Here is a 13,691-nt window from a genome sequence, read left to right on the forward strand (position 1 = left end):
CCGACGGTCAGAACGGGGTCGCGGCGGCCTCCGGCGGCGCGCCCCGCGCCCGGCGGGCGTCGGCGACCGCGACGCCGCCCAGCACGAGCACTCCGGCGGCCAAGGCGGCCAGCCCCGGCAGGAACAGCAGCGGTACGACCACCGCCGCCAGCACCAGGATGGCGATCCACCGCGACGGGGAGACCCGCCCGAACACCTCGTACTCGAAACGGGCCCGGCCGGCCAGGAACAGCGCGGGTCCGCCGAGCACCATGGCCAGCCACGCCCCCGGGGCATGGCCCAGCGGATGATCGATGATCAGCTCGTAGCCGACCGCCGTGGCGGCCAGGCCGACCACCATCACCAGGTGCGTGTCGGCCGCCGAGCGGCCGATGTTCGCCGGGTGGCGGGCCGTCATCACGGCCTCGCCCAGGATCTGCCCGGCGCGCTGGACGTAGATCCGCCACAGCATGATCGACGTGGCCACCGAGAGCGCGAAGGCCCACACGTGCCCCGACTCGTACGGGCCCTTGCTGTACGCGAAACCGGCCACCAGGATCGTCTCGCCCAGCGCCACGAGAAAGAACTGCTGGTACCGCTCGGCCAGGTGCTCCCCGGCGATCTCCCACTTCGAGACCGTCGACCGGCCCAGGCCCGGCACCGGCCAGCCGCACCGCGCCGCCAGGTACTCGATGAGCAACGCCAGCGCCCAGAGCATCACCTGCCCGTTGATGGGCAGCAACGCCCCACCGATCCAGAACACCCCGCTGACGGCGAACACCACGGTCATCCGCACCTTCAACCGGCGGTACGGATGCGGTCCCAACGCGATCGACAGGATCAGCGGCCGGGTCACCTGCGCGACGACGTACGCTGTCGCGAACGTCAGCCCGGTCTCGCTGAACGCCCGGGGGATCGCGACCCCCATCACCATGCTGGCCACGAGCGCGGTCAACACCACGGTCTGCAGCGGTGCCCGGTACGGGTCGTAGCGGCTGGTCGTCCACGCGGTGCCCTGCCAGACCGCCCAGAGCGCCAGCAGCAACAGCAGCGTCTTGCCGCTGCCGGTGACCGCCGGCCAGCCCAGCTGCGCCGGGCTCTCGGTCAGGTCCTCGAACGCACGCGCGGAGATCCGGGTGAGCGCGAAGACGTAGACCAGGTCGAAGAAGAGCTCCAGGAACGTGGCCCGACCGGGCGCGGTCGCCGCCGGGACCGGCTCCAAGTGTCCCGCCGCCCTGGAACCCATGGTCAGCGGCCTGCGCCGGTGCTCCGGTCCACCTCGAAGTCGTAGCACCTCAGCCGGCACGCGCGGCCGCGAACCGGCGATTCTGCCCACTTCGGGGATCTTGCTCGCAGGCCCCGTCAACGGGCACGATCGATCGGTGACGAATCGATGGGGCATGACGGTGCCGTTGGGCGGGATCCCGCTGGCCGATCACCAGGCGGTCTACGCGACCCTCGATAGCGCCGGGTTCACCGACGTGTGGTCCTCCGAGGTCGCCGGGACCGACGCGTTCACCCCGCTGGCCCTCGCCGCGGCGTGGCAGCCGCGGCTGCGGCTGGGCACCGCGATCACCCCGGTCTTCACCCGCGGCCCCGGGCTGCTCGCCATGAGCGCGGCGGCGCTCGCCGAGGCGGCCCCGGGCCGGTTCGCGCTCGGCATCGGCGCGTCCTCGCCGGTGCTCGTGCGGGACTGGAACGCGGTGCGATTCGACGAGCCGTTCCGACGTACCCGCGACGTCCTGCGGTTCCTGCGCGCCGCGCTGCGCGGTGAGACGGTGGACGAGGTCTACGACACCTTCACGGTGCGTCGGTTCACCCTCGAACGGCCACCGGCGGTGCCGCCGCCGATCCTGCTCGCCGCGCTGCGCCCGGGCATGCTCCGGCTCGCCGGCGCCGAGGCCGACGGGGTCATCCTCAACTGGCTCAGCGCCGAGGACGTGCCGCGGACCCTCGCGGAGTTGGGCGAGCGGCGTGCCGGCTTTGAGGTAGCCGCCCGGATCTTCGTCTGCCCCACCGAGGACGCCGCGTACGCCCGCACGCTCGGCCGCCGGCTGATCACCAGCTACCTCACCGTGCCGGCGTACGCCGAATTCCATCGCTGGCTCGGCCGCACCGAGGCGCTGGCGCCGATGTGGGAGGCCTGGGCCGCGGGGGACCGGCGTGCCGCCAGCGCGGCGGTGCCCGACGAGGTGGTCGACGCCCTGGTGCTGCACGGCTCGCCGGAGCGGTGCCGAGCCCAGGTCCGCCGCTACGCCGACGCCGGCGTGGACGTGCCGGTCCTCGCGCTGCTGCCCACCCCCGAGGTGGCCGCCGGCAGCGCCGCCGCGCTGATGACCCTCATCGCCCGGTTGGGCACCGAGCCCGTGGGAGCGTCCCAGTGAATCTGACCGACCGGATCGCGGTGGTCACCGGCGGCGCCGGCGGCATCGGGGCGGCACTGTCACGGCGCTTCGCCGCCGAGGGCGCCGCCGCGGTGGTCGTCGCCGACCTGGACGCCGAGGCGGCCCACGCCGTGGCCGAGGGCATCGGCCCGGTGGCGCACGCCGCCGCCCTCGACGTCACCGACGAGGCCCAGGTCCGCGCGCTGGTCGACGACACCGAACGGCGCTTCGGCCGCATCGACCTGTTCTGCGCTAACGCGGGGGTGACCACCGGCGGGGGAATCGAGGTCGACGACGCGGCCTGGGATCGCGCGTGGCGGGTCAACGTGCTCGCCCACGTCTACTCGGCCCGCGCGGTGCTGCCCGGCATGCTCGCCCGCGGCGGCGGCCACCTGCTGCACACCTGCTCCGCGGCGGGCGTGCTGACCGCGGTGGGCGACGCCGCGTACACCGCGACGAAGCACGCCTCGGTGGGTTTCGCCGAGTGGCTCGCCATCACCTACCGGGACCGGGGCATCCGGGTCAGCGCCCTCTGCCCGCAGGGTGTGGACACCCCGATGCTCGCCGACGGCATCGTCGAGGGCCACCTGGGCGCCCGGGTGATCGCCGCCTCCGGAGCGGTGCTCACCCCGGACCAGGTCGCCGAGGCGACCATCGCCGGGCTGGCCGAGGAGCGGTTCCTCATCCTGCCGCACCCGGAGGTCGCCGACTACGCCCGCCGCCGCGCCGAGGACCCGGACGGCTGGCAGGCCGGCCTCCGCAAGCTGGTCCGCCGACTGACGGCCTGACGGCCCCGACGTTCTAGCGCCCCGGGACGCGCCCGGCGGCCAGGAGGTGCGCGCTCGATCCGATCAGCGCCGGCTCGGTGCTGTAGACGCGGGCCAGGTCCAACGCGGCCGAGAAGACCGCGTCCTGCGCCGGCCCACCCGCCGCGGCCTCCGCCGCCGTCCACGCCGGGCCCTCCACCCCGTGTACGACGACGTCGGTCAGCCCTGCCGCCGAACACTCGTCGGTGATCTCCTCGACCCGATGGAAGTACGCGTGGGTGAAGCCGGTCCGTGGATCGTTGGTGCCGTCGGTCAGCAGGTTCCTGGCCTCGTCGAGCAGCCGCTCGTCGAGGCGTGCGGTGGCGGCGAAGTCCAGCGGACCGGCGAAACGGGAGATGGCGGCGGCCACGACGTGACCGCCGGGGCGGGTGACCCGGACGGCCTCGCGGAGCGCCTGTAGCCGGTCGGCACGGCCCACCAGGTGGTAGAGCGGCCCCAGGAGCAGCGCGGCGTCGTACGCGTCGTCGGCGTCGGGAAGCGCTCGCGCGTCGGCGACCCGTGCCTCGACGGGTGGCTGCCCGCCGCGTGCCTGCGCGACGTGACTCGGCACCAGGTCGACGAGACGGACCTCGTAGCCGGCAACGGCGAGGGCCCTCGCGTACTCGCCGGTGCCTCCGCCGATGTCCAGGAGACGGGCACCCGGGCCGGGCAGGAGATCCCGCAGGAGCTGCGTCGTGCGGATCCACTCCAGTCGTGCCTGCGGGCGGGCGGAGAGCCGCTGGTCCTCGCGGTAGCGCAGCGTGTAGTAGTCGACGATCTCGCTCGTGTGCTGATCCACCCCCTGATGCTCGTCGTTACGCCGTACCCGCCGCCACCGTGTTTCCGCCGCGGCGTGCGGCCGCTACCTCGGCTGCGGGAGCGCATTCACCTCTGTCACGTCCCGCTGGCCGCCCGGGCCCCCCGGGTGACAGCCGTGGCCGCCGACTACGGCCGCCGCGCCCGGCTCCGCTCCCCCCGATCCGCCACCGGTGATCAAGAGGTTCGCGTCAGGAACGGGTCCTGAGATGACGCGAACCTCTTGATCACCGCGGGGGGCGGCGGGGGTGGGAGTGGGGGGACCGGCGGGCCTGGCGGAGGGGGGAGGGGTGCACGGACCAGAGCAGGCGGCGCCACCAGGGGCGAGCCGCGCGCAGGTTGGCGATGTAGACCGTGGCCACCTCGGCGGCGCGGGCCGCCTGATCGGCCGCCGCGGCGCCGGGGGCGAAGCCCACCTGATTGAGCAGGATCGCCAGCTCGTCGACTGTCGGCTCGTCGCCGGGCACGCCGCTGCCGGTCGCGTCGCTGCCGTTCGTGCCGCCTCTGGTCGTGGCTGCTCGGGCGTCGGCCAGGGTCTGCCGGGCCTGCGCGGCCACCTCGGTCGCCGCCAGGTCGCCGCCGACCGGGCGGCCGGCCAGTCGCAACGCGTCGGTGACCTCCCGCCAGGCGCCGGCGATGCGCTGGTTGGGGTCACCCCCCGCCAGTCGCTTGCGGGTGAGGGAGCGACGCATCGCCAACAGGGTGAGCAGCAGCGCCCCCACCACGAGCAGCAGACCACCGCTGCCGCCCGCGACCAGCACCGGCGTGGACACGCCACCTCGTGCGGGCGGCCCGTCGGGGGCGGCCACCGGCTCCGGCGACGCGGTGGGCTCCACGGTGGGCGCCGGCGCCTCCGATGGCGGCGGGTCCTCCGGGGTCGGGCGGAAGTCCTCCTCCACCGGCCTCGGCTCGTTCTCCGGGCGGGGCAGCGGGTCGAACGCCACCCAGCCCAACCCGTCGAAGAGCACCTCCGGCCAGGCGTACGCGTCACCGGCCCGCACCGGCCCCTGCCCACTGCAGGAGAAGCCGACCACCACCCTCGTCGGCAGACCGGAGAGCCGGCCGAGCACCGCGAACGCCGCCGCGAACTGCTCAGACGTTCCCCGCTGCCCGCCCCCGTTGCGCGGACCGAAGAGAAAGAAGGCCAGGTTCGGGTACGCGTGCCCGCTCGGCGCGTCGGCCACCACCCGGTAGTGCTCGGCCAGGAACTGCTCGATCGCCGACGCCCGCGCGTACGGGGCGCCGTTCTCCTCGGCGAGCTGTGCCGCCAACCGGCGCATCGGGTCGGGCACCCCGTCGGCGACCCGCAGCACCCGGGCCACCTCCTCGCCGGCCGGCACGTTCGCGGTGGCCAGCAGGTTGTTGTCCGGGCGCTCCCGGGCCGACGTCACCGTGTACCGCAGCCCCGGTGTCAGTCCCTCCGGCCTGATCAGCGTCCCCGTCGCCGGGTCGTACGCCACCCGCGCCCCGCTGACCTCGCGCGGCGTCGCCACGGCCGGGAGCAGCCGGCCGCTCAGCTCCGCCACGGTGATCTCCTGCCGAACGGTCTGCACCGTGCTGTCCCGGGCCGGCGCGGTGGCCGGCAGGATCCGCCCCGCGTTGCGGTACGTCGCACCGACCCGCCAGGTGATCCCGTCGTAGTCGCTGAGCACCGCCAACCGGATCTGTACGCTGCGGCCCGCCTTCGGGTCGTCCGCGTCGCCGGTCGCCGTCGGGTCGTCCGCTCCGCCGGCCGGTGGGGTGGCGCCCACCGTGCTGACGTCGAGGAGCTTCTGCTCCGGTCGCAGCGCCCACCCGGAGATCCGGATCAGCGGGTTCTCGTCGAGCGTCTGCACCTGCGGTGGCTCCACGTACCGGCGCGGGTCCACCGGCCGCCCGTCGACCTGACCGGCGACCACCGGGCCGAGCAGCGCGACCAGGCCGATCACCAGCGCGACGCCGAGCGCCGCCGAGGCCGCCAGCCGAAGTCGTACCGCCGCGCGCATCCCCGGGGCGAGACCGGCCGTCGGGTCACCGCCGGCCGGCGGCGTACCCGTCGGCGCGGCGAGCCCGACCGCCGCGACCGCGACGAAGGCAACTGTCGTCCCGATCGCCGGTTCGGCGTTCGGGCCGACCACGTAGAGGGCCGCGGCGTAGAGCCCTGCCGCCGGCAGGTAGCCGAGCAGCACCCGGCCGGTGCGCAGCGCCACCTCCGCCCCGGCCAGACCGGCCAGCCACGCGGCCACCACCGGAACCAGCACCGTGTCCGGTGTGGGCTCCACCGGAATCATCGCGGTGAGCAGCCGGGGAATGCCGTTGCGTGCGGCGTCTGCGCTCACCTCCAGCAGGCTGCCCGGCAGGTCGGCGCGGGTGGCGGCCAGCCGCAACGACCACAGCGTCCACCCGGCCAACGCCGCCACCGACACCGGTGCGACGAGCCAGGACGGCAGTCGTCGGGCGGCGACGCTGACCAGCACCGAGCCCACCGCCGCGCCGATCACCAGCCGGGTCAGCAGGTCGCCCGCGTACACCCGGCCGAGCACCACCCCGGCGAGCGCGGTGAGCGTGATCAGCGCCAGCGGCACGACGGCCGCCCGCAGCGCGCGTACCACCCGCCCGGTCGCGTCGCCGGCTGCCGACGGCGCCTGCCGCGGGTCCGTCGCCACGTCCGGCGCGCGCTGCGGCTCGACACCCGTCACCACCGGCGCACCCCGTCCCACTCGGCGGCGAACTGCGCGCCGTCCACCGCGTCGACCACCACCAGGCCGGCCGTGCCCGCCGGCGTCGGCTCGGCCGCGCCGAACACCCCGACCACCACCGACGGGTACGCGCCGCGTAGCGCGCCGACATGTCCCAACCCGTCCCGCCCACCGGGGCCGGTCAGGAAGATCAGCGTGTCGCCGAGCCGGTCCTGGCGCAGCCGGGTGGTGACCGCGCGCAACGCGTCGTCCTCGTCGGACAGGTCGGCGGCGGCGAGCCGGTCCAGGGGCCCGACCTCGGCGTCCCCCGCCGGGCCGCGCTCGATCAGCTCCGGGCCGACCAGCAGCATCACCACCGGCAGGTCCGCGCGGTGCGCGGCGGTGACGACCGACGCCGCCGCCTCACACGCGGACTCGAACGACTCGGCCACCCCGTCGGACCGGTGCGGATGCGCGGCAGAGCGGTTGTCCAGGAGGACGACAAGGCGGGGCAGGCTGGTGTCCACGTTCTCGCGCACCATCAGCTCGCCGACCCGGGCGCTCGTGCGCCAGTGCACCCGACGCAGCTCGTCACCCACCACGTACTCCCGCAGCGAGTCGAACGTGATCGACCCGTGCGGCACACCGTCCACCCGGCCGTCGAGGCTGCGCCCCGCGCCGGTGGGCACCGCCGTGAGCGGATGGACCCGGGGATGCACCCAGACCGGCGTCGTCTCGCCGTACGGGCGGGCCAGCGCCACCAGACCCAACGGGTCGCGCCGGGTCACCCGCAGCGGACCGACCGGCACCACCCCGCGACGGTCGGTCGGCACGTCGTAGCGGACCTCGGTGTCCCGACCGGGTCGCAGGCGCAGCAGCGGCACCGGCACGACACGGCTCCCGCACCGGTCCTCGGCCAGCAGGTTCGCCGAGCGCAGCCGGCCGGCGTTGCGCACGGTCAGCGTCATGCTCGCCGGCTCCCCGCGCGCGACCCGGTCCGGGTCCGCCCGGCGGCCGACCACCAGCCGGGGCCGCCAGGCCGCGGTCAGCGCCGCGTAGCCCACCGCCGCGCCGGCCGCCGCGCCGAGCAACGTCAACTCGGGGTACGCGAAGCGGAACCCCAGGCCGAGCAGGACGACGGCGGCGACGAGCAGCCCGATTCCGCGGGCGGTGATCCCCATGGCGCTGCTGCCGGTCAGCCCTGCACCGGGGCGGGCTGCCCCGACGGCAGCGGCACCGGCACCGAGGCGATGGCCTGGCGCAGCACCTCCGCGGCGGTCACCCCGCGCACCTGCGCATCCGGGGTCAGCAGCAGCCGATGCGCGAACACCGGTTCGGCGAGCGCCTTCAGGTCCTCCGGCATGATCCAGCCCCGGCCGTCGATCAGCGCGTACGAGCACGCCGCCCGGGTCAACGCGATCACGCCCCGAGGGCTGACCCCGACGCGTACCTGCGGATGGGTGCGGGTGGCGGCGGCCAGCCGGACCGCGTACGCGTAGAGCGGCTCGGCGATGTGCACCCGACGGGCCATCCGGACCATCTCCCCGACGGTCGCGGTGTCGGTGACCGGGGCGAGCGCCTCGGGGGAGCGGACCGTCGCGCCGCGCAGCACCTCGACCTCGACGGCCTCGTCCGGGTAGCCGACGGACAGCTTCACCAGGAAACGGTCGAGCTGCGCCTCGGGCAGTCGGTAGGTGCCGTCCATCTCGACCGGGTTCTGCGTGGCGACCACCAGGAACGGCGCCGGCACCGGGTGCCGGACACCGTCCACCGTGACCGTGCGCTCCTCCATGACCTCCAGCAGCGCCGACTGGGTCTTCGGCGACGCCCGGTTGATCTCGTCGGCGATCACGATGTTGGCGAACACCGGCCCCGGGTGGAACTCGAAGTCCCGGCTCGCCTGGTTGAAGATGGTCACACCGGACACGTCCGAGGGGAGCAGGTCTGGCGTGAACTGGATGCGCCGCCACTGACCCTTCACGGTCGCGGCGATGGCCCGTGCCAGGGTCGTCTTACCGACCCCCGGCACGTCCTCCAGCAGCACGTGACCCTGGGCGAAGAGCGCGGTCAGCGCCAGCCGGACCACCTGCGGCTTGCCGAGCACCACGGCGTTGACGTTCTCGGCCAGCCGGGCGGCCAGGGCGGCGAAGCCCTGCACCTCCGGCTGGGTGAGCGGCTCGTGGGTGTTCACGGTCGGCGGTGCTCCTCGGCTGGTGGTTCAGCAGGTGGGCAGGACGTTGATGTTGTCGCCGCCCTCCAGGTTGAGCCAGGCCCAGGGAATGTAGTTCTTCCCGCTGTACTCGACCTGCACCCACCAGGTGCTCTGCTTCTGGTTGTTGTAGATCCACGAGTCGACGTTCTCGCCGGACTTCTTGCAGTACGCCTTCAGTCGGGTGCCGGGCTTCGCCCAGCCGGCCTGCTGGTCGTTGTCCTGCCGGGTGACCTTGAAGATCTCGTTGCCGTTGCGGCCGTCGACGTCCTTGTTGCAGTACGTCCGCTGGTCGCCGTCGGGCCCGTTGTTGCACGTTGCGATGCCGTACAGCGGCTCGGTGCTCTCAGCCTTCTGCGCGGTGCCCTTGCCGGCGGCGTTGCTAGCGGTGACCGTGAACGTGTACGCCGTGCCCGGCGTCAGCCCCGTCATCGTGATGCTGGAGCACGCCCCGGCCTTCGCCGGCTCACCCGACGTACTCAGCGAGCAGGTGGCCTTGCCGCCGCCCGCGTCCACGGTGAACGTGACAGTCGCCGACGTGGCCGTCGCCGAGGAACCGGTGACGGTGACCCGGGGCGCGGCGACCGTACGGGCCGTGGCGGTGGCCTCTGGACCGGGCCCGGCCTCGTTGACCGCCTTCACCTTTACCGTGACGTTCTGGCCGTTGCCCAGCCCGGTGACGGTGGTGCGGGTCTCGGTCACCTCGCTCGTCCTGCCACCGACGTCCACCAGGTACTTCGTCACCGGCCGGCCGTTCGCCTCGGCCGGCGACCACTGCACGGTGACCGCGCCGGGCTGGTCGGCGACCGTCCCGGCCTGCAGGTCGAGCGGCCGGCCCGGCGCCGCGAACGGCACCACCGTGTTGCTCACCGGCGACGCGGCCGAGCCGGCACCCTTGTCGTTGACCGCCACGACGGTGAACGCGTACTGGGTGCCGAACTCCAGCTCACCGGCCGGCACCACCAGCTCCGTCTTCGTCGACTCGCCCGCCGGCGCGTTCGTCCCCGCCGACGTGGCCGTCACCGCGTACTTGGCGATCTTGTTGCCCTGCCCGTTCGCGGCCGGCCACTTCACCACCACCGTGCCGTCCGGCCGCTCCTGCGCCGTGACGCTGGCCGGTGCATCGGGCACCGCCGCGGTCGGGGTCACCGGGTTGCTGCTGCGCGCCGGGCCGTCACCCTTGGCGTTGACGGCATGCACCGCGAAACGGTACGTCTCGCCGTTGGTCAGCCCCTTGACCTCCACCGAACGCTGGTTGGCGCCCACCTCCAGGCGTTGACCGGCGCCCTGCACGACGTACTTGATGATCTCGGCGCCGTTCGCGGCGGCCGGCCGCCAACTCACCCGAGCCTGGGCGTTGCCGGCGGCGGCGGTGACGCTGCGCGGCGCGCTCGGCTTGCCCACCCGGGGCTTCTTCGGCGGGGGCGGCGGCGGGGGAGCCGGCGGCGGGTCACCGCCCAGCACGTCGTTGGCGTACTTGTCGACCTCGCGCACCTGGTGCTTGTCGTCCACCACGCGGGCCGTCGCCGAGTCGGGCGAGTTGATGAAGAGGTGGTTTTCCCGCACCTCCATCTCCAGTGGCCCGTTCGCCCTGCCCTTGATGGTGTCGACCAACTGGCCGCCCGCGTCGAAGGAGTAGATGGTGCCGGTCGCCTCGTCGGCGCAGTAGAACCGGTCGGCCCAGGCCACCGCCGGGCTCAGCCGGTCGCCGCTGCCCGGCACCGTGAACGCCCGCTCCTCACCGACGTCACCCACGACCAACACCCGCCGCTCGGCCGGTACCGTCACCGGCACCCGCGGACCGGAGGTGCGGGTCGGCATCGCCGCCGGGCCGGGCAGTGTCAACGGCGTCGGGCGGACCTCACCGCGCTGCACCCGCACCAGCCGGGCGGCCGTGCGGTCGAGCACCGCCACCCCGTCGTCCAGGGTGGAGACCACCAGCTCGTGGCTGGCGTCGGCCACGTCGTACGTCTCGACCCGTTCGGGGCTGAGCCCGCCACCCGCCGGCGCGGCCGAGGCCGGCGCGGACGGCAGCTTCGCGGCGGTGATCGCCGAGACGGTGCCCTCGCTGGGCACCGCGATCCAGAGCCGGCCCTCGCCGTCGAACGTGCCGCCGGTGATGCCCGGGGGATAGCGCACCGGCTCGCCGACCGGGCTCAACGACCGCGGGTCGAGCTGCCGCACGATGCCCTGCACGGCGTCGACGACGAACGCCGCGTCCTCGTGCAGGGCGACGCTCACACCCAGGCCGGGGGTGGTCGGCGTGGTCGCGGTGAGCTGCAGGGTGGCCAGGTCCAGCGAGCTGATCTGCCCCGTCTGCAGATCACGCAGGATCAGCAGCCGATCGGTCTGGGCGACCTGCATCGGGTGCCGGCGGGCACCGGGAACCTCGGTGCGGGTGTCCACCCGGGCGGTGACCCCGTTGACCCGGGCCAGCTCGCTGCGCACCGCGCTCCACAGCCACGAACTCGCGTCGTAGTTGGCCACCGCGTTGTCCGCCGCGCCCAGCCCCAGGACGGTCAGCCCCATGGCGGCCAGCAGCGCGGTGACCGTGCCGACCGTCACCAGCCCGCCGCGCAGTCGGGACCGGGAACGGGGGGCGTCGGTCCGCTCGGCGTCGTCGATGCTGGCCACAGCCGGCTGCCTTCCCTGAGTCGTGGCAGGTGGCGTACGCCTCGCGGCGACCCCTCCCCTGAGCCGGGTGCCATCATATGGCCCGGCCGGGAACGGGGGAACCCGCACCGTCACCCCTGTGGATACCGAGCGTGCGCAGTGGACGCCCAGCTCAGCTCGACGATCGCGAACCCGACTGTGTCGACTCGGCGGCGTGGACCGCTCGCGATCAGCTTGGCGGCGTGGACCGTTCGCGGTTGGTGCAGACCTGGCTCGACGTGGCGAAGCTGTCCGTGGAGTAGACCGCGAGCACCGTGAAGCAGTAGTCCACCCGCGAGCTGAGCCCGTTGACGGTGTGGCTGGTCCGCCCCGGTTCCACGGTGGCCATCACCCCGAGCGCCAGACCGGCCCGTCCGCCGGCGACCATGAACGGCACCGCCCCTCCGGACGGGTCCGTCCAGGTCAGGGTGATCGTCACGACGTCGTCGCGCAGCTTCAGGTCACCGGGAGGGGGGCCGGTCACCGCCGGCGCCGCCGTCACCGCACCCCCGGTCGGGGGCGGCGCGTCGTCGCGGTTCAGCACCACCGCGCCCAGGCCGGCGACCGCGACCAGGGCAACCCCGGCCGCCACCGCCGCACCGATCAGCGTCGCCCGGTTGCGGCCGGTCGAAACACTCTCATCGGCGTACGCGGCCGAGTAGGTGTCCTGCTGGTACCGCTGCCCCGGGTACACCTCGTGGCTCTGCTGATAGGGCTGCCCCGGGTACTGCTGACCGGACGGGTACTGCGCGACGGGCGGGTGCGTGAGGGTGGCCGGCGGCCCGTAGGTCACGGGCGTCAGGGGCACCGCCGTCGTGTCCTGCGGCGGGGCCGGTGCCGGCCCGACGGCCGGGAACACCTCCGTCGACGCGGACGCGAACCCCGACGGCTCGCCCTGCACTGTCGACATCGTCGCGCTCGCGACCAGCATGCTCTCGCCGCCCGCTGTGGACAGGCCGTCCATGGTGGTCGCGCTGCTCGGTGTGGCCGCGCTGTCCGGTGTGGTCCCTGCGGTGTCCGTCCGGGACGGGTCCTTGGGGTCGCCGCCAGCCGCGGGCAGCGGATGCGGGGGCGCGCTGCTGCTCCAAGGCGGGGCGGTCAGTCCCCAGGGCGGCGCGCTCACCGGCGGCGCGGAGATGGGCTGGCTGTGGCCGGGCGGTCCGGACACGGGGTAGGGGTGGGCGGGTGGTCCGGATACCGGGTAGGGGTGGGCGGGTGGTCCGGAGATGGGCTGGCTGTGGCCGGGTGGTCCGGACACCGGGAACGGCTGCGCTGGTGGTCCCGACACGGGGTAGTTCTGGAGGGGCGGCGCGGAGACGGGTGGTCCGTAGCCGGGTGGTCCGTAGCCGGGTGGTCCGGACACCGGCTGGGCGTGGGCCGCCGGTGGGCCGGAGGCGGGGTGGGGCTGGTCGGGCGGTCCGGAGACGGGTTGGCCGTGGTCGGGCGGAGCCGATACCGGATGGGAAGGGCCCACGGCCGGTGCGGAGGCTGGGCCGACGTGCGCGGGCGGCGCGGAGACCGGCTGCGGCGCGGTGGGCGTCGCGGCGACCGCGTGGTGCAGGGGTGGCCCGCTCACCGGGCGGGAGGGCGCCGCGCCTGGAGTCGTCGGGATCGCCCCGGAGTGCCCCGGCCCGTCAGTCGTGCGGGTCGACCCGCTCGGCCCGGTCGCTGCGATCCGGGCGGCCTCCTCGGCCAGCAGGGGCTCGATCTGCCGTACCTGAATGGTCGGGTCGGCCCACCGCGGAGCCGGCGGTGGGGGTGCCGACGGCGTGGCGGAGGGCTGCGCGGCGGCTGCCGGGGCCGGGGTCGCGGGGTTAGCCGGCGGGTGAGCCGGAGCCGCGGCCGACTGCGCCTCGACGACCGGGTGGGTCGGCTGATCACTCGTGCGCTGACGCGGCGGTGCGGGTGGTGGCTGCTGCCGGACGTACGGCGTCGGCCGGCCGACCGCCCGAGACAGCGGCGCGACCGGTGGCCGGGGCGACGCCGCCGGCTGCTGCTCGGCCCGCTGGCGCGGCGGCACCGGATGGGTGGGAGTGGCGGACGTCGGCGACATGGCGGACGCAGGCGGTATCGGACGGGCGGGGCTGGCTGGCGTCGGCGACATGGCGGACGCAGGCGGTATCGGACGGGCGGGGCTGGCTGGCGTCGGCGACATGGGGGACGCAGGCGGTATCGGACGGGCGGGGCT

The 13,691-nt window shown here is 74.6% G+C and carries 9 protein-coding genes; 2 read left to right on the forward strand and 7 right to left on the reverse strand.

Translation table 11 applies throughout. The features are described from left to right. Positions 1 to 7 precede the first annotated feature (7 nt). On the reverse strand, positions 8 to 1,201 hold the full coding sequence (locus ABZT87_RS29035) for a low temperature requirement protein A (protein ID WP_355139442.1): 1,194 nt from the start codon (positions 1,199 to 1,201) through the stop codon (positions 8 to 10). A 178-nt stretch (positions 1,202 to 1,379) separates the two neighbouring features. Between ABZT87_RS29035 and ABZT87_RS29040 the strand changes: the two genes are divergently transcribed. Continuing rightward, positions 1,380 to 2,363, forward strand: coding sequence for an LLM class F420-dependent oxidoreductase (locus tag ABZT87_RS29040; protein WP_355139501.1), 984 nt, complete (start codon positions 1,380 to 1,382; stop codon positions 2,361 to 2,363). Beyond that, the gene (locus ABZT87_RS29045; RefSeq protein WP_354858542.1) at positions 2,360 to 3,151 is read left to right on the forward strand and encodes an SDR family oxidoreductase; all 792 of its coding nucleotides are present in this window, start codon (positions 2,360 to 2,362) and stop codon (positions 3,149 to 3,151) included. The genes ABZT87_RS29040 and ABZT87_RS29045 overlap by 4 nt, the downstream gene beginning before the upstream one ends. Before the next feature lie 13 nt (positions 3,152 to 3,164). On the opposite strand, the gene ABZT87_RS29050 is transcribed toward ABZT87_RS29045, so the two are convergent. The 6 genes from ABZT87_RS29050 to ABZT87_RS29075 all read right to left on the reverse strand — a co-directional run bounded on the left by ABZT87_RS29050 (position 3,165) and on the right by ABZT87_RS29075 (position 12,671). Continuing rightward, positions 3,165 to 3,968: a class I SAM-dependent methyltransferase gene (locus ABZT87_RS29050; protein ID WP_355139444.1), complete on the reverse strand. Its 804-nt coding sequence runs from the start codon at positions 3,966 to 3,968 to the stop codon at positions 3,165 to 3,167. 244 nt (positions 3,969 to 4,212) lie between these two features. Beyond that, positions 4,213 to 6,576, reverse strand: coding sequence for a transglutaminaseTgpA domain-containing protein (locus ABZT87_RS29055; protein ID WP_355139503.1), 2,364 nt, complete (start codon positions 6,574 to 6,576; stop codon positions 4,213 to 4,215). Positions 6,577 to 6,659: 83 nt separating this feature from the next. Beyond that, positions 6,660 to 7,823 carry a DUF58 domain-containing protein gene (locus ABZT87_RS29060; protein ID WP_355139446.1) on the reverse strand — a complete coding sequence of 388 codons (1,164 nt, stop codon included), beginning with the start codon at positions 7,821 to 7,823 and terminating at the stop codon, positions 6,660 to 6,662. 14 nt (positions 7,824 to 7,837) lie between these two features. Beyond that, entirely contained in the window at positions 7,838 to 8,833 is a 996-nt protein-coding gene (locus tag ABZT87_RS29065) for a MoxR family ATPase (RefSeq protein WP_354858549.1), read from the reverse strand. Positions 8,834 to 8,860: 27 nt separating this feature from the next. Further along, the gene (locus ABZT87_RS29070; protein WP_355139448.1) at positions 8,861 to 11,485 is read right to left on the reverse strand and encodes a fibronectin type III domain-containing protein; all 2,625 of its coding nucleotides are present in this window, start codon (positions 11,483 to 11,485) and stop codon (positions 8,861 to 8,863) included. A 208-nt stretch (positions 11,486 to 11,693) separates the two neighbouring features. After that, positions 11,694 to 12,671 carry a hypothetical protein gene (locus tag ABZT87_RS29075; protein WP_355139450.1) on the reverse strand — a complete coding sequence of 326 codons (978 nt, stop codon included), beginning with the start codon at positions 12,669 to 12,671 and terminating at the stop codon, positions 11,694 to 11,696. Positions 12,672 to 13,691: the final 1,020 nt, after the last annotated feature.

It is taken from the genome of Micromonospora sp. NPDC005237 (genome assembly GCF_040607775.1).
Lineage (GTDB): Bacteria > Actinomycetota > Actinomycetes > Mycobacteriales > Micromonosporaceae > Micromonospora.